The following is a 16,172-nucleotide window of genomic DNA, read 5'->3' as shown; positions in this document are numbered from 1 at the left end:
CGGATTATTTTTCAACAATAATTTTCTACCTAAACAAAAAAAATATTCTTTCAAATGCATCCCATGAAAAATCCAGCTATTAAAATACAAAAAACCGAATTACTTTCTGATAATTGGTACATTTTAAACAAAGTAACTTTTGATTATCAAAAAAAAGACGACTCTTGGATTACCCAAAAAAGAGAAGTTTATGACCGAGGAAATGGTGCTGCCATTTTACTATACAACACCCAACAAAAAACGGTTATTCTAACCCGACAATTCCGCTTGCCAAGTTACCTTAACGGAAATGAAAATGGAATGATGATTGAGGTTTGCGCGGGACTTTTGGACGAAGACCATCCGGAGCAATGCATCATTCGAGAAACCGAAGAAGAAACAGGATACCGCATTACTAAAGTTGACAAAATAATGGAAACGTATATGTCGCCTGGAGCTGTAACTGAAATTTTATATTTATTCGTTGGAGAATACGATGAATCCATGAAAGTCAGTGACGGCGGTGGAGTTGAACATGAAGAGGAAAATATAGATGTCTTAGAAATGACCTATGACGAAGCATATGCCATGATTGAATCTGGGGAAATAAAAGATGCCAAGACAATCATGTTGTTGCAATATGCAAAAATAAAAAATCTCGTTTAATTTAACGATGAGCAATCAAAATAAAGGAGCATTTTTCGCTTTATTAGCCACTTTACTTTGGTCCGTAAATATGGTAATCGCCAGCGGTATTAAAGGGCACATTCCTCCTATTGGACTGGCTTTTTGGCGCTGGACAATCGCTTGTATTGTTTTGGCTCCATTTGCAATCAAAAGTACTATCGAAAGTTTTACCGTTATAAAGAAACACATTCGGTATCTCATGGGTACAGCGGTATTAGGCATCACTATTTTTAATACGCTTATTTACTTTGCAGGAAAAACAACTAGCGCTGTCAATTTATCATTAATTGCCATTTCGATTCCGTTGTTTATTGTGGTACTCTCCAGAATTATTTTTAAAGAGAAAGTGTCCAACACAAAAATAGTCGGAATTGTAACCATAATCACAGGAGTTCTTGTTCTTATTACCAAAGGATCTCTAGATGCTTTACTGCATATCAACTTTACAATTGGGGATTTATTAATGCTTGTGGCCTGTTTCTTTTTTGCCTATTATACGATACTAGTTCGACAAAAACCAGATGAATTAACCCCAAAAGTATTTTTATTTAGTGTTTTTGTTATCGGCACAATTTTCCTTTTGCCTTTTTATATTTGGGAACATTTATTTTATAAAAAAGTAATTTTTGATACTAAAACAGTATTGGCAACTACTTATGTGGGCATCTTTGCTTCACTGGTTTCTTATTATTTGTGGAACGAAGCGATTCGGTTGATAGGCACCTCAAAAACAGCATTAATTTATTATTTAATTCCGGTGTTCAGTGGAATTTTAGCGTATTTTTTTCTGGGTCAGGCTATCGTGATTACTCAAATTATAAGCATGGGAATCATTATTACTGGTTTATTGATAACCAATAGGAAAGATTAATTTTTAGAATTAAAAAAAAACAATTTATTTCTGCTATCCGCGCTGCAAACGCTACGATTTTTCTTCTTATTTAAGTAGGTACTCGTCGCAGACAAGCACCAGAGGATATAGAAATAAAAAAAGTGCAATGAAGATATTTTCATTGCACTTTTTTTATGCTACAGTCTTATCCGATAAAAATAATTATTTATTAGGTTGGGGAGTCATTCTTAAATAGGATTTCACTCTTTCATATCCTTTTGGAAATTTAGCGGCAATATCTTCATCTTTAACCGCTGTTGAAATAACCACTTTTTCTCCATCTTTCCAGTTTGCCGGTGTTGCAACGCTATAATGTGCTGTCAACTGTAAACTATCAATTACACGAAGTAATTCATCAAAATTTCTTCCGGTTGAAGCTGGATAAGTCAATGTTAATTTTATTTTTTTGTCAGGTCCAATTATAAAAACGGAACGAACTGTAAAACTTTCATTCGCATTAGGATGAATCATATCATACAATTGAGCTATATGTTTGTCTTCGTCAGCAATAATTGGAAAGTTAACCGTTGTATTTTGCGTTTCGTTGATATCTTTAATCCATTCCATATGAGAATCTAATCCGTCAACGCTTAATGCGATTACTTTTACATTTCTCTTTACAAATTCTGGATAATAATTAGCCACTGTCCCTAATTCAGTGGTGCAAACTGGAGTAAAATCAGCAGGATGCGAAAATAATACGCCCCAAGAATCTCCTAACCATTCATGAAATTTTATCTTTCCTTGTGTAGTTTCAGCTTCAAAATCTGGAGCAATATCGCCTAATCGTAGTGTTGCCATAATAATTTCTTTTTTTTGATTATTAACAGTCTAAGTTATTGAATTAAGGGTAATAAAAATTAAAACAAATCTTAAAGTTGTACTAAAAAATTAATAGGACGAAGCTGATGCTTAGTCTCGGTTACAAAAAAACATTCTTGCGACCGAAATCCCTAGCCCCGATAGAAGTGGAAATCCTTTTTCTAAATCCTGTGAGGGTTTTGAACCCTGACAGGATTGAAAAAGATTGCAACGGATAGCGGGAAAAAGCTCCAAAAAACAACTAGTTTAAGAAGGATTATTTCTTTTTATATTAGGCAAGAAATAAGTAAAAATGCCAATCAGCGGTAGAAAAGAACTTATTTTATAAACGTATTCAATACTGGTTTGATCAGCAACATAACCCAAAATAGCCGAGCCTAAACCTCCCATACCAAAGGCAAAACCGAAAAATAGTCCCGAAATCATTCCCACTTTTCCTGGCATTAATTCTTGTGCAAAAACTAAAATTGCTGAAAACGCTGAAGCAATAACAATTCCGATGATAACCGATAATACTCCTGTCCAAAATAAATCAGCATAAGGTAATAATAAAGTGAATGGCGCAGCTCCAAGTATCGAAATCCAAATGATATACTTTCTACCAAAACGATCTCCCAAAGGGCCACCTATCAATGTTCCTGCAGCCACTGAAGCTAAAAACAGAAACAAATGAAACTGAGATTCTTGTATCGTAAGCCCAAATTTATGCATGAGATAGAAAGTAAAATAACTTGACATACTCGCCATATAGAAAAACTTGGAAAATATCAACAACAATAAAACTGCTAATGCTATATTAATTTTTCTTTTGGACAATGGAACGGCAACCTCTTCAGTAACTATTTTTTTTGCAGCTCGAAGATTCAAATGATTTTGGTACCACAGCGCGATTTGGGACAAAATAATAATTCCCAAAATGCCCGCTATCACAAACCATACTATATTTGATTGTCCAAAAGGAGCAACAACCAGTGCAACTAATAAAGGACCAATTGCACTTCCTGAATTCCCTCCCAATTGGAAAATGGATTGCGCCAAACCTCGCTTTCCTCCTGACCCTAAATAAGCAACACGAGACGCTTCCGGATGAAATATGGAAGAGCCAATTCCCACAAATGCAACCGACACTAACAACATCCAAAAAGAAGTTGAAATCGATAAAAAGCCCAATCCAGTGATAGTAAATAACATCGCAATTACTAAAGAATACGGTTTAGGATATTTATCCGTATAAAACCCTATGAAAGGCTGAAGAATAGAAGCTGTAAGTTGGAAAACGAATGTTATCAATCCAATTTGAGTGAAACTAAGATTAAAATTTTCTTTTAATATTGGATAACTCGCAGGGATAACTGATTGCATTAAATCATTTAACAAATGAGCAAAAGCTATTGAAAATAAAATTGAATAAACTGTTTTTTGAACGATTGGAGCGCTGATAGTCTGCGTTGCTGTAGCTGAGGAAATATTCATATACTAATAATAAAGGTCTAAAAAATTAAATAAATTGTGCCACGAAATACCAAAATACCAATGTGACGAATGACAACGGAATTCCAAAACCAATCATCATACTACTCAATCTGGGTTTCAAACCGTGGGTAGTTGCCAAAATACTTGCCGTAATCATTGGAGCCATCGCAGCTTCCATGATGGATACTTGAATCGTTTTTGAATTTTGGTTTAAAATTACAACATACAATAAATATATCAGCGCCGGAGTCATTATTAATTTGTACAAAAGTCCCAGTCCCAAAAATTTCCAATGTTTACTTTTCCTATCAAATCGCAATTGCAACCCAACGGAAAGCATTGCCAATGGAGTCATTACACTACTTACTTTTTGCAAACCAAGCTGTACATATTCGTGAAAATCAAAATTGAATGCATTCATTAAACAAGCCAACAAAAAAGTAATAAATGGAGGGAAGAACAGTATTTTTTTGGCAATATGAAATCCATTGGGGCTTCCACTAGAGAATAAAGTGGCCACGAGAATTCCTAATGTTGAAAGCACCACAAAAGTACCGGGCTGATCAACCAGAATGGCCGTTTTTAAGCCTTCCTCACCATATAAAGCTTGGATAATTGGAAAACCTAAAAAGGAAGTATTCCCCAAACCGGCAGTTATAATCAAACAACCCGTAAGTTTTTTTGACCATCCAAATCTATTTCCTAAAAAGCTAAAAAACAAATACGAAACTGTAAAACCAATCCAGGTTACGCCAATAGGAAACAAAAGCTTATTATCCCACTCAATTTTAGGGATATAATACAAGGCCAAAGCAGGAAGACAAATATAAATAACCACATTGTTTAAAATCTTGTAGGTATTGGACGGAAAACGTTTCACTTTTTGCAATGCGATTCCAAGAAATAGACAAACGAAGATTAGGATAATGTTATTCATAGTGTAGAATTGAATGCAAAAATACCATTTAAATTTATTTAGAAAAGAAAGAAATCATCATTTTGATTTTTCATTATAAAAAAAAACAAAAAAACTTGCTACTTTCAATTTTACTTGTATATTTGTAATATATTTTATTACAGTATGATTTCAGGTAAATTTGCAATAACAATCCATATCCTTACTTTACTTTCTAAATTTCCAGAGGATTATTTATCTTCTGAATTTATAGCGGGAAGCATGAATTTACATCCTGTTTTGGTAAGAAAGGAAATAGCGAACCTGAAGAAAAACAATATTGTAGAAAGCAAAGAAGGCAAAAATGGAGGAACGAAATTACTGAAATCTGCTTCAAATATTTCCTTAGATTCTATCTTCAAAATGACTTTTGACACGGTAACGCTTGGTTTTTCTAAAAACGAACCCAATCCAGATTGTCCTGTTGGAAAGAAAATCAATGAAAATTTAGTAAATTTATATGAAAACATCAACGAAAAAATCAGCTTGCAATTAAGCGGTATTTCACTGGAGGAATTTTCGAATAAATTTTAAAACTATTTTTTTAAACAAAACTGTAATATTTTTTATTTCTTTTAAATACATACCATTATGAAAATCGCAATTATTGGAGCCACAGGATTTGTAGGTTCCGCTATTTTAAATGAATTGGCAAGTCGAAATCACAAAATTACCGCTATAGCTAGAAATCCTAAAAATGATGAAAACGCAACCATCAAATGGGAAAAAGCAGACATCAATAACGTTGAAGAACTGTCTAAGATTATTACCGGAAATGATGTGGTAATAAATGCTTTCAGTGCAGGATGGACCAATCCAAATTTATATACCGATTTTCTTGAAGGTTCAAAAGCGATTCAGGAAGCGGTTAAAAAATCAGGCGTGAAACGTTTTATTACCATTGGTGGCGGAGGAAGTTTATTTGTCGCTCCAAATTTACAAGCGGTAGATACCCCCGATTTTCCAAAAGAATATTATGCCGGAGCAACAGCAGCCAGAGATTATTTGAACATCATTAAAGAAGAAAAAGACTTGGATTGGGCATTTTTCAGTCCTGCTTTTGAAATGCACCAAGGAATTACTACAGGACGAACCGGAAAATACCGTTTGGGACTAGACACACCTGTTTTTGACGAAAATCAAAGAAGTATTTTATCCGTGGAAGATTTGGCAGTTGTTATAACTGATGAAACTGAAAATCCAAAACACCATCAGGTACGTTTTACAGCAGCGTATTAATTAGCATCAATAATTTTAAACAAAACAGTTTCATAAGGCAATCGCTTTTTGAAACTGTTTTTGTTTTCACTACTTTTACTCTTCAAATAAAAAATTTTGTCGAATAAAAAACAGCACCATAGCGCTTTACATGAAAAACCTGGAATTTCTCCCCAAGAAATTATCAGTCCAATCGCTGTTGCGCACATTCAAAAATTCCGAAAAATGCAACCTTCCCCAAAACAATTGATTGAGGGGATTTTAGCAGGAAATATAACGGTCCTGAGTCGAGCAATTACCTTAGTCGAAAGCACAAATAGCGATCATTTGGCAAAAGCCAACGAAGTTATAAATGCTTGTTTACCACATGCCAATAAATCAATAAGAATAGGTATAACTGGAGTTCCCGGCGTGGGGAAAAGCACCTTTATTGAAGCTTTTGGAAAATACTTAACTAGTTTAGGGAAAAAAGTGGCCGTTCTCGCCGTTGATCCCAGTAGCACCATTTCACATGGAAGTATTTTAGGTGACAAAACCCGAATGGAAGAATTAGTTAAAGATGAAAATGCTTTTATTCGTCCTTCGGCATCAGGAGAAACATTGGGTGGTGTTGCCCGAAAAACCAGGGAAACCATTACGCTTTGTGAAGCTTGTGGGTTTGACACTATTATTATTGAGACCGTAGGAGTTGGTCAAAGTGAGACCGCTGTCCACAGTATGGTAGATTTCTTTTTACTGTTAAAAATTTCAGGTGCCGGTGATGAATTGCAGGGTATCAAACGTGGTATTATGGAAATGGCTGATGCAATTGTAATCAATAAAGCCGATGGCGATAATATTAGAAAAGCCAACTTAGCAAAACTAGAATTCAATAGAGCATTACATCTTTTTCCGGCTAAAAAATCAGGTTGGACTCCTACCACTTCAACATGTAGTGCAATTACTCATGAAGGAATTAGTGCAGTTTGGAAAACTATTAAGCAATTTCTGGAACTGACAAAAGTGAACCATTATTTCTTTGAAAAACGAAAAGAACAAAACCAATATTGGATGTTAGAGACCATCAACGAGCAGTTGAAATTGAATTTTTATAATCATCCCGAAATTCACCAATTATTGGATTCAACTAAAAAAGCGGTTTCAACTGATGAAATTTCACCCTTTGCAGCCGCTCAATTATTATTGGAAACTTATTTTAAAAAGTAAACTTACTCTTTTTCGTAAAGCTCCATTTCCCTATCGTAAAATTCATTCGCAAGAACAATCAATCCTTCCATTTCGGCATTCAATTCGCCTTCATCAAGATCTTCTGCTTCTTCCATGAACTCTACCTCATCATCTTTTAGGTTGATAATAAATCTAGGATAGTCAAGGTGAATGATGAAAATATCTTCCGGAAAATCTGTATTGTCGCCTAGTAAAAATTTTGGTAATTCCATTTTAGTATGTTTAATCGTTAATTTTGGTTATTCGATTAAACAAATAACCGAATAAACTTTTTTAAAATCTATTTATCAGAAAGAATAACTGGTGTATTTCCTCTACCATTCATAAAAATGATTTTAGTATTAGGAGAAGCAGCCAGTTCTTTTTGTGCTTTTATTTGTTCGTATTGCAGTTGCTTATCTGATAAACCTATTGAAATAATTCTTTGATAATCCGCGATACCCTGTGCTTCCACTCTTTTTCGTTCGGCTTCCTGTTTTTCTTTTTGAAGGACAAAAGTCATTTTTTGAGCATCTTGTTCGGCATTTATTTTACTTTCAATAGATGCTTTTACTGATGTAGGAAGGTTAATATTTCTAATTAGCAATTGCTCTAAAACCAATCCTCTGGTTTTAAAATCAGCCTCTATCGTTTTGAAAATTCGTTGTTGAAATTCATTTCTTTTGGTAGAATATAAAGCGACTGCATCATAATAAACAGCATTGTCCCGAATACGGGTTCTGGTTACGGGACGAACAATTTTATCGGAATAATTTACGCCAATTTGTTTAAAAATTTTTGGTGCTGACTCTGGTGAAACACGGAATAAAACGGTTAAATCAATTACCACTTCCAAACCGTCATTTGACAAAACACGAATCGCATCGTCACCGGATTGAGATCCTTCTCCATGAACTGCTGACATCGTGTAGTTTTGAGTTTGAATATCAAATTCGGTTACATCCAACAATGGATTTATCAAATGCAATCCACTTTCCAGAACATCAGGTTGCACACTTCCGTACAGCGATTGAACGCCCACTTTTCCTGCATCAATTTGTTTGAACATCGAAGAAAAAAGCCCTAAAGCAATTACTAAAACGCCAATAATTTTTAGAGTATTTGCGAATTTTGAAAACGGATTTACATTGCTTTTTAATGAAAAACTTGCAATTAATAAAATTATTCCAAGAATAATAAATAGTATCATTTTTTTATTTGGTTGGTTAGGTTTTGTTTGTATGCTTATTATACGAGGAAAGAAATTAGAAGTTACATTATAAGAACAGTATTATTTATGATTCTTTAAAACTAATTTTCTTGTTAATCTCGCAAAGCGAATATACAAAAATAAAGCAGCAGCTGTTAATCCTGCCAAAAGTCCAATCCAGATTCCTACTGCTTGCAAAGAAGTATATTTTCCTAGATAATACGAAATAGGAAAACCGATAACCCAATACGCAACAAACGTAATATACATAGGGATTTTTACATCTTGCAACCCTCTTAAAGCACCCAAAACCACTACTTGGATACCATCTGAAATTTGAAAAATTGCGGCAATCAGAAGTAGTTTCGCAGTTATTGTAATTATTTCTTGATTGTCCAAAACCTGAGTAGAATCGGTCATATTCAAAAATAAGTGTGGCAAAAAATTATGGAAAACAACAAAAATAATCCCGAAAAGTGTTTCCAGCATAATTGCCAGCAAAAAAATGGAGCGGGCAACAATTATCAAATTTTTATAATCGTTCATTCCTTTGGTATGACTCACCCTAATCATTGCAGTAACACTCAAACCCATGGCTACCATAAATGTTGATGACGCAAGAGTCAGGGCTATTTGATTAGCAGCCTGACTATTTTTTCCCAAAGAACCGGAAAGCCAAATAGCCGCAGTAAACAACGTTACTTCAAAGAGCATTTGCATCGCTGAAGGCAAACCCAGATTGATAATTTTTTTCAAAACCGATTTTCGTATTTCCTTGAAACTGAAATTTTTAAAATAACGTTTCAACGCTTCATTTCTTTTCATTAGATGATGCATAAAAACCACCATCATAATTCTCGAAATCACCGTTCCTAAGGCTGCGCCAAGAATTCCTAATTTTGGAAAAATCCAAAACCCGTAAATCAAAACATAATTAAAAAAAACATGCACCACATTTGCCATCAAAATAGCATACATCGAATATTTTGTTTTTGCTAAACCGTCGGCAAATTGTTTATATCCTTGATACATAATAACCGGGATTAAAGAAAAAGCTACCCAATCAATATAAGGAGCAGCCATATCTGCTACTGCTTTAGGTTGGTGCATCAAGTACATTATTTGTTTCGATAAAACCGTCAAAATGAATAACGCTACGCCTAAAACCGTACACAAAAGCAATCCATGGTGAAAAGTAGTTCGGATTTTTTTATCGTCTTTTTCGGCATCAGCCTCGGCAGTCAATGGGGTAATAGCTGTAGAAAAACCTATTCCTAAAGATAAAGCGATGAAGATAAAACTATTACCAAGAGAAACAGCCGCTAACTCAGTAGAACCAAGATTACCCACCATGAAATTATCTACAATTCCTATTAATGTATGCCCTAACATTCCTAAAATTACAGGATAAGCTAATCTGATATTATAAGAAAACTCTTTGGTATATTGAGATAAATTCACTTTTTATTTTTTTGTTGGCAAAGGTAATTAGAAGGTTTCAATTGTATCGATACAATTACAAATATAAAGCCTCTAGATTAGTTATTATTTACACATAACAAGGAATTGTATAACAAAACCCATTAATTCTATAACATACCAAGCAATTCGGGGTTCTACATTTGTAATGTTGTTTTGAATCAAATAAAAATCAAAGCAATGAAAATAAAAAAAATATTAATAAAAAAATTACAATTATGAAAAGCACAGGAAAAATCAAAATGTTATTTGTATTCGCAATAGCAATGATGTTTGCTAGCAATGTACAAGCACAAGAAACAAAAGAAGCTACAAATTATGACCAAGGATTCCGTTTAGGATTTGGTGTAAATGCAGGATACTCCGTTAGTGATCCATACAAATTGGCATTAGGAGCTGACGCAAGAGTTCAATACGATTTGTCAAAAAGATACTCTTTAACTTTGACAACTGGTTACAGTAATTTATTTGTAAGTAAAGCAGACGGTAATGATTTAGGATTTATCCCAGCTAAAGCAGGTTTTAAAGCTTTTGTATGGAATGATCAATTTTATGTAATGGGAGAAGCTGGTGCGGCTTTTGCAGTAACTAATAATTACAACAAAACGTCTTTATTATTATCTCCTAGTATTGGTTATGCTTCAAAATACATTGATGTATCATTACATTACGAGCACTATTCTGATTTTGAAAAATTGAACAATAATGGTTCTATAGGAAAAGGTGTTGGACAAGTAGGAGTTCGTGTAGCGTATGGTTTCAAACTATAAAACATATATAATCTTTAAAAAAAATGCCCTGAAATTCAGGGCATTTTCTATTTATAAAACTTTTTATCCGTTAGAGTCTTCATAAAGGCAATGAGTTGTTTTTTTTCCAAGTCTGTTAAATTCAGTTTATCCTCAGGCAACGTTTGATTTAGTAAATTAAATCCCAATCCGTTCCCGCCACCTTCATTGTAAAAATCAATCACTTCTTCCAAAGTTTTAAAAACGCCATTGTGCATGTAAGGAACTGTTAACGCAATATTCCTTAAAGTAGGCGTCTTGAAAGAATTCCTGTTAATTTCAGCTTTCGTTAATTCGAATTTTCCTAAATCAGCATCCATTTTTTTAGTTGCATCAGGAACACCTAGTACTTCACTTTCGGATTTCACAAAACTGGGAGGTACGGTTCCGTTAGTTAATGGAATAAAATGACAGGTTGCACATTTTGCTTTTCCTGCAAATAAATTAAATCCAGCAATTTCATCCAAATCAAAATTTTCATTTCCCCGCATGTATGCATCAAATTTCGAATCATAATTACTCAAAGAGCGTATATAAGAGGCTAATGCATTTTTTATTGCAAATTCGTCTATTGCTTTTTTTGGAAATGCTTTTTGGAATTTAGCGCCATAACGCGCATCCTTTTTTAAAGCCAAAACTGACTTTTCCAAAGAACCATGCATTTCATTTTCATTAGTAATTACAGCGACAGCTTGATCTTCCAGATAATTGACTCTGGAATCAGAAAAGAAAACACGTTGAAAAGCAATATTAGACAGCGTTGGCGTATTTCTTTTAACCAATGAGTGTCCATCTAACGAAACTGCTTTTTCTAGACCGTCGGTAAAAGCTTTGTCAGCATGATGACAGGAAGCACAAGAGCGTGAATTATTTCCGGACAAAATAGGATCGTTGAACAATAATTTCCCTAACCCGATTTTTTCTGGAGTAGTTTCATAATCTGGAAAAGCTGAAAAAGCTTCGGCATCAAATGCGTTCTTGTCAAAAAGCGTTTGAGCAGTTGTTTTTAATCCTCTCGTTTCTTTAATCAAAGGAATTTTAAAATCCATTTGCGTTTTATACAACCCTTTACTTAACGGATTTAAAAATTTTCGAATAAAAACAGCTCGGTCAAATTCATTAAACTTGCTATTCTTTTTCAAATATGCTGTCCCTTCTTCAATCGTTTTTAAAACTGCTTTTGAAGTCGCGTCATTTGAATTATCCACATAAATTTGATAATACTTTTCGATACTTTCTAATGATGATACTACTTCCGGAAGCGAGTTTTGGGCAATTGGAGAATCAAATCCGGTGATTCCCAAAGTTATGATTCTAAAAACCTCTAAACGCATCGCATCAAAAACATGGGAATCTGTCAATTCATTGGTTTGTGAAACTTTGTCTAATCGTTTTAAATTGGCAGAAAGAATCCCAATTTCTTTTAGAAGCTCCCCTTTTGATCGATAATCATATCTTGGAAAAAGCAATTCTTCAATTACTTGAAACCCTTCGGGAGGAACTGTTTTTCCTTCGTCTTCTTCAAATTCATCCAGTGCTGGTCCATTAATCGCTTTAGAAACAACAGGAAAATAATATTCACTTATCATTTCTACTTTTTTATCGCTTTGATGCGCTTTCAGAAATTGTTTTTGAACTTGTGCCGAAATCGAATCTGACTTCACCAAGAGTTCCAATCGAGCAACATCTTGAATCAAGACCTGAATATCCGATTGAAACAAATCATTTATTTTTTCGTGCTTGGGTTGATTTTTACAAGAGAACAGTGAAATCAACAGTAAAAGAAAAAAGAAATTTTTCATAAGAAATTTTAAAAATGGAGAAAAGCAAAATCCACGATTCCTAATAGGAAACCGTGGATTTTTGTACCTATTTAATTTAGAACTTAATTATCTGGCAAGTCCTTTGATGATTACAATTTGGCTGGCTTGATCTTCATTTGGACGATTTGTTCCTCCATCAACTCCTTTGTATTTTGTTCCTCTCCAAGTATGTGGTTGAACACTCAATAAAAAAGTATCGTCAATTCCTACTTGTTCCGATACATCAATTAATGCTCCATATTCCCAATCTCCAAATTTACTTGTTCCCCCTACATTATATTTTGCAGCATCAGTAGCATCACGACGATGATCTAATTCCACAACTACTTTTAATTGTTTAGTTGCAATATTGTACTGATAAATGTAACCGTCATGCGTTTCATCTCCGTAACCATTAGCATCTTCCTGAACATAGACATAATTTTTTGTTACACAAATGTTATCTGGATTTTGAAATTTTCCGGCAATTCCTGTACGATCATCACCATCAAGAATCACTTGTAAAGTTCCTGCCAACGGATTTGCAGCGTCTAAATTTAACTTGTAAACTCTACCGTATTTCGTTCTTGAAGCATCCGCATTAGTTCCCGTAGTATTTTGTCCTGTAGCATTAAAGTAAATTTCACGATCAGCTGCATCGCCTCCTTTTCTATAATCTAAGTCTTCTACTCTACCAAATTTTATCGCTTTTAGCGTATTTACCGATGCGTTAATTTGGGCTCCGGTCATTGTCGTATGATTTTCGATTTTTACAAACGAAACAGGATACGTTTGTCCCGTAACCATGTCTTTTTCTCTTTGATTATCATCTGTTCTTTTCATCATGTATAAAGAACCATTTGCTAAATCACCAACGGTATTGGAAACATACATAAATACCTGACCTCCATAAGTACCGGAATCATCATCACCTATTACAACCACCGTTTTTCCTGCAAAAGCAGTCTTTTTTAAAGGCAAAGCATTCTCCGCGCTCAATCTTCCTAAACCTGATAATTCTTTAGAAACAGAGGCTGACCCAACATCTCCATAAGGATTTAGTGCATGGGTACGGGATTCTTCTCCAGATTCTCCACACGTTAAATAAAGTGGTCCAAAACCGTGTTCAGCAACTGTTGCCATAGTAGCACCGCACAATCTCCAAGTTCCTCCATTAGAATTCAACAAATATTCTCCTTTTGTAGGTTTGAATGTTTTGTCTAAAGTAATTCTGGAAACCGAAAAATTATCTTCTTGATTTACTAAAAAAGTAAAAGTCCCATCTGAATTTTTCAACAATCCTGATCCGTCAGCTGAACCACCAAAAACATAATTTGGACTACCTGCCAAAACATCATCTGAGGTGATAAGTGAAAAAAGTTCCAAGCTTTCAAAACCCGCTTGCTTTTTTAATAATACTGGAGTTACAGATTGATTTGCTAAAACCACATCGGTAGTTTCTTTCGAAGATTTAGCATCATTCTCACAAGAGATTAATGAAGCTAAAAATAACATTGGTAAAATAATTCTTTTCATCTTGGTCGATAGTTTTAAATTCAAGACAAAGAAATGCACTGAATTTTAACTTCAAATGAACTGAACATTAACAAAAAGCCAAGAGTTCAATAGGGTATCAAACTCTAAAAAACAATAAATTTACATACTAACAATACCGTAATACAATGATAAACTTGAAATAACTTTTACGAGAAAATCATTAAACTATTTCTCTTTCTTCAACATTTCTTTATATATTTCAATATTCTCCCTTATTTTTTCATCCATTTCAGGTTCTTTAATATCAGTATGTTTTTGCATTTCTTCCCAAATAATTTTGGCTACAATATAACGGGCCATTTCTTTATCATCAGCAGGAATGACATACCAAGGCGCATATTCCGTAGATGTTTTATTAATTGCTTCTTCGTAATAATGCATATAATCGTCCCAACTTTCTCTTTCTTTTAAATCACCCGTTGAGAATTTCCAGTTGTGTTTTTGTTCTTCCAGTCGGCGCAACAAGCGTTGTCGCTGCTCTTCTTTACTCATGTGCAAAAAGAATTTCAGCATAATAGTTCCGTTTTGAGTAATGTGTTTCTCAAAATTATTGATTTGTTGCATTCTATTTTCCCAAAATTGCGGCGTAATATCATCTACCGTTTCAATACCCGGTAAATTTTCATTCATAACATATTCCGGGTGCACTCTGGTGACCAAAACATTTTCATAATGCGATCTGTTAAAAACCGTAAACTTCCCTTTTTCTGGTAAAACCAAATAATGTCTCCACAAATAATCATGTTCTAACTCGCTTGAATTCGGCGTTTTAAAACTATGCACCACAACACCGCGAGAGTTAAATTCCTTAAAAACTTCCCGAATCATACTATCCTTCCCCGAAGTATCCATGCCTTGCAAACAAACCAAAACGCCATAGCGATTGTGCGCATACATCACATCTTGTATTTCACTCAATTTCACTTGCACCTTATCCAGTTTCTCTTCCTTATCATTATCACTATTTCCATTAAATAGGTTCGTAGGAATACTGGACAAATCAATTTTGTCAATCACTTTAAAATCATCGGGATTTATAGACTTCATAAGAAATATTTTATCTTTACATCTCAAATATAAGAAATATTAAGGATTTATCCTGATGAATTTCAGGAGCTATTTCCAGCTATCCGTTGCAATCTTTCTAGTCCTGAACTTGTTTCAGAATCCTGAAACAAGTTCAGGACTAGAAAGGATTTACACTACTATCTGGGCTAGGGCATCCGTTTTCAAAATAAACTTCATGGAAAAAATTACACTCGAATTACTATTTCAAATCAACGGTATTGGTTCCGCTTCAGGACTCATTTACAGAGACGACTCCTTGTTTATAATCTCTGACAACAGCTCTTTTCTGTATGAGTACAACATCCAAGAAAAAGAACTCCACAAAATAAAGCTCTTCGAAAAGAGTCAGGAAAACATTCCTAAAAAAGACAAATTCGATTTTGAATCCATAACCCAAAAAGGAAATAAATTTTATCTTTTTGGTTCTGGTTCCACGCCCAACAGAAACAAACGCATCAGTTACGATCTTACTTCTGCAGCAATAGAAGACAAAGATTTGTCGGCAATTTATGGAAAACTAAAACAAACGGCTTCTATTTCGGACGCAGATTTAAACATAGAAGGCTCTTTATTTCACAACGAAAAATGGCATTTGTTTCAACGAGGAAATGGAGCACAATCTAAAAATGGTCTCTTTGTTTTAGACAAAAAAGAAAATGACATTCGCTTTTTCCCAATCCCATTGCCAAAAATCCAAAACATCGAAGCTACCTTTACCGATGCCATTCTCGTGGAAGATAAAATCTATTTCTTGGCAGCAGCCGAAAATACGACCTCAACCTATGACGATGGAGAAGTATTGGGAAGTTTCATAGGAGCTTTATCATTCGATACTTTCGAAGTTGCATTTACCCAAAAAATTTCAGCAACCCACAAATTCGAAGGATTATCTTTGTATACTTCTTCAAAAGAAAATATCGAATTCCTGCTCTGTGAAGACAAAGACACCGAAGCTTTGGAAACGGATATTTACAAATTGACATTAAATTTAAAATGAAAGTCAATTAAATAAAAAAAAGTTTATTTCAACCAAAAT

The 16,172-nt window shown here is 34.2% G+C and carries 16 protein-coding genes; 7 read left to right on the top strand and 9 right to left on the bottom strand.

Annotated features, from left to right (window positions below):
• Positions 1 to 63: 63 nt before the first annotated feature.
• Positions 64 to 645: a GDP-mannose pyrophosphatase NudK gene (nudK, locus tag ACM55I_RS03480; RefSeq protein ID WP_416845378.1), complete on the top strand. Its 582-nt coding sequence runs from the start codon at positions 64 to 66 to the stop codon at positions 643 to 645.
• Positions 646 to 652: 7 nt separating this feature from the next.
• Positions 653 to 1,537, top strand: a complete 885-nt coding sequence (locus ACM55I_RS03475; protein WP_416845377.1) for a DMT family transporter — start codon at positions 653 to 655, stop codon at positions 1,535 to 1,537.
• Between the two features lie 183 nt (positions 1,538 to 1,720).
• Here ACM55I_RS03475 and ACM55I_RS03470 read toward each other — a convergent pair whose 3' ends face one another.
• From ACM55I_RS03470 to ACM55I_RS03460, 3 genes are all read right to left on the bottom strand, one after another.
• Complete coding sequence (locus tag ACM55I_RS03470; protein WP_416845376.1) at positions 1,721 to 2,359, bottom strand: peroxiredoxin; 639 nt, start codon at positions 2,357 to 2,359, stop codon at positions 1,721 to 1,723.
• Between the two features lie 267 nt (positions 2,360 to 2,626).
• Positions 2,627 to 3,853: an MFS transporter gene (locus tag ACM55I_RS03465; RefSeq protein ID WP_416845375.1), complete on the bottom strand. Its 1,227-nt coding sequence runs from the start codon at positions 3,851 to 3,853 to the stop codon at positions 2,627 to 2,629.
• A 25-nt stretch (positions 3,854 to 3,878) separates the two neighbouring features.
• A complete protein-coding gene (locus ACM55I_RS03460) occupies positions 3,879 to 4,790 on the bottom strand; it encodes an AEC family transporter (RefSeq protein WP_416845374.1) in 912 nt (303 codons plus the stop codon).
• Positions 4,791 to 4,934: 144 nt separating this feature from the next.
• Here ACM55I_RS03460 and ACM55I_RS03455 point away from each other — a divergent pair, with 144 nt between their 5' ends.
• The 3 genes from ACM55I_RS03455 to meaB all read left to right on the top strand — a co-directional run bounded on the left by ACM55I_RS03455 (position 4,935) and on the right by meaB (position 7,232).
• Positions 4,935 to 5,342 (top strand): RrF2 family transcriptional regulator, encoded by a 408-nt coding sequence (locus ACM55I_RS03455; RefSeq protein ID WP_416845373.1) that lies wholly within the window; start codon positions 4,935 to 4,937, stop codon positions 5,340 to 5,342.
• A 57-nt stretch (positions 5,343 to 5,399) separates the two neighbouring features.
• Positions 5,400 to 6,047, top strand: a complete 648-nt coding sequence (locus ACM55I_RS03450; protein WP_416845372.1) for an NAD(P)-dependent oxidoreductase — start codon at positions 5,400 to 5,402, stop codon at positions 6,045 to 6,047.
• Between the two features lie 96 nt (positions 6,048 to 6,143).
• Positions 6,144 to 7,232: a methylmalonyl Co-A mutase-associated GTPase MeaB gene (gene meaB / locus ACM55I_RS03445; protein WP_416845371.1), complete on the top strand. Its 1,089-nt coding sequence runs from the start codon at positions 6,144 to 6,146 to the stop codon at positions 7,230 to 7,232.
• 2 nt (positions 7,233 to 7,234) lie between these two features.
• Here the strand turns inward: meaB and ACM55I_RS03440 are convergent, their stop codons facing one another.
• The 3 genes from ACM55I_RS03440 to ACM55I_RS03430 all read right to left on the bottom strand — a co-directional run bounded on the left by ACM55I_RS03440 (position 7,235) and on the right by ACM55I_RS03430 (position 9,903).
• Entirely contained in the window at positions 7,235 to 7,465 is a 231-nt protein-coding gene (locus ACM55I_RS03440) for a hypothetical protein (protein ID WP_416844104.1), read from the bottom strand.
• Between the two features lie 68 nt (positions 7,466 to 7,533).
• Positions 7,534 to 8,442: a prohibitin family protein gene (locus ACM55I_RS03435; RefSeq protein ID WP_416845370.1), complete on the bottom strand. Its 909-nt coding sequence runs from the start codon at positions 8,440 to 8,442 to the stop codon at positions 7,534 to 7,536.
• Positions 8,443 to 8,523: 81 nt separating this feature from the next.
• Complete coding sequence (locus ACM55I_RS03430; RefSeq protein ID WP_416845369.1) at positions 8,524 to 9,903, bottom strand: MATE family efflux transporter; 1,380 nt, start codon at positions 9,901 to 9,903, stop codon at positions 8,524 to 8,526.
• Between the two features lie 236 nt (positions 9,904 to 10,139).
• Between ACM55I_RS03430 and ACM55I_RS03425 the strand changes: the two genes are divergently transcribed.
• Positions 10,140 to 10,691 (top strand): hypothetical protein, encoded by a 552-nt coding sequence (locus tag ACM55I_RS03425; RefSeq protein ID WP_416845368.1) that lies wholly within the window; start codon positions 10,140 to 10,142, stop codon positions 10,689 to 10,691.
• A gap of 47 nt (positions 10,692 to 10,738) precedes the next feature.
• Here the strand turns inward: ACM55I_RS03425 and ACM55I_RS03420 are convergent, their stop codons facing one another.
• From ACM55I_RS03420 to ACM55I_RS03410, 3 genes are all read right to left on the bottom strand, one after another.
• Positions 10,739 to 12,511, bottom strand: coding sequence for a cytochrome-c peroxidase (locus ACM55I_RS03420; RefSeq protein ID WP_416845367.1), 1,773 nt, complete (start codon positions 12,509 to 12,511; stop codon positions 10,739 to 10,741).
• Between the two features lie 87 nt (positions 12,512 to 12,598).
• Positions 12,599 to 14,047 carry a PhoX family protein gene (locus ACM55I_RS03415; RefSeq protein WP_416845366.1) on the bottom strand — a complete coding sequence of 483 codons (1,449 nt, stop codon included), beginning with the start codon at positions 14,045 to 14,047 and terminating at the stop codon, positions 12,599 to 12,601.
• A gap of 186 nt (positions 14,048 to 14,233) precedes the next feature.
• On the bottom strand, positions 14,234 to 15,115 hold the full coding sequence (locus ACM55I_RS03410; protein ID WP_416845365.1) for a PPK2 family polyphosphate kinase: 882 nt from the start codon (positions 15,113 to 15,115) through the stop codon (positions 14,234 to 14,236).
• A 196-nt stretch (positions 15,116 to 15,311) separates the two neighbouring features.
• Between ACM55I_RS03410 and ACM55I_RS03405 the strand changes: the two genes are divergently transcribed.
• A complete protein-coding gene (locus ACM55I_RS03405) occupies positions 15,312 to 16,133 on the top strand; it encodes a DUF6929 family protein (RefSeq protein ID WP_416845364.1) in 822 nt (273 codons plus the stop codon).
• The last annotated feature ends 39 nt before the right edge of the window (positions 16,134 to 16,172 follow it).

Source organism: Flavobacterium algoris (assembly GCF_048158525.1).
GTDB classification, from domain to species: Bacteria; Bacteroidota; Bacteroidia; order Flavobacteriales; family Flavobacteriaceae; genus Flavobacterium; species Flavobacterium algoris.
Note: the sequence above shows the minus strand (reverse complement) of the source record. Positions and strands in the feature narration are given on the sequence as shown.

Bases quoted from the DNA above. Each gene is read 5' to 3' on its own strand.
- nudK (WP_416845378.1), top strand. From the start codon at position 64: ATGAAAAATCCAGCTATTAAAATACAAAAAACCGAATTACTTTCTGAT.
- ACM55I_RS03475 (WP_416845377.1), top strand. From the start codon at position 653: ATGAGCAATCAAAATAAAGGAGCATTTTTCGCTTTATTAGCCACTTTA.
- ACM55I_RS03470 (WP_416845376.1), bottom strand. From the start codon at position 2,359: ATGGCAACACTACGATTAGGCGATATTGCTCCAGATTTTGAAGCTGAA.
- ACM55I_RS03465 (WP_416845375.1), bottom strand. From the start codon at position 3,853: ATGAATATTTCCTCAGCTACAGCAACGCAGACTATCAGCGCTCCAATC.
- ACM55I_RS03460 (WP_416845374.1), bottom strand. From the start codon at position 4,790: ATGAATAACATTATCCTAATCTTCGTTTGTCTATTTCTTGGAATCGCA.
- ACM55I_RS03455 (WP_416845373.1), top strand. From the start codon at position 4,935: ATGATTTCAGGTAAATTTGCAATAACAATCCATATCCTTACTTTACTT.
- ACM55I_RS03450 (WP_416845372.1), top strand. From the start codon at position 5,400: ATGAAAATCGCAATTATTGGAGCCACAGGATTTGTAGGTTCCGCTATT.
- ACM55I_RS03440 (WP_416844104.1), bottom strand. From the start codon at position 7,465: ATGGAATTACCAAAATTTTTACTAGGCGACAATACAGATTTTCCGGAA.
- ACM55I_RS03435 (WP_416845370.1), bottom strand. From the start codon at position 8,442: ATGATACTATTTATTATTCTTGGAATAATTTTATTAATTGCAAGTTTT.
- ACM55I_RS03425 (WP_416845368.1), top strand. From the start codon at position 10,140: ATGAAAAGCACAGGAAAAATCAAAATGTTATTTGTATTCGCAATAGCA.
- ACM55I_RS03420 (WP_416845367.1), bottom strand. From the start codon at position 12,511: ATGAAAAATTTCTTTTTTCTTTTACTGTTGATTTCACTGTTCTCTTGT.
- ACM55I_RS03415 (WP_416845366.1), bottom strand. From the start codon at position 14,047: ATGAAAAGAATTATTTTACCAATGTTATTTTTAGCTTCATTAATCTCT.
- ACM55I_RS03410 (WP_416845365.1), bottom strand. From the start codon at position 15,115: ATGAAGTCTATAAATCCCGATGATTTTAAAGTGATTGACAAAATTGAT.
- ACM55I_RS03405 (WP_416845364.1), top strand. From the start codon at position 15,312: ATGGAAAAAATTACACTCGAATTACTATTTCAAATCAACGGTATTGGT.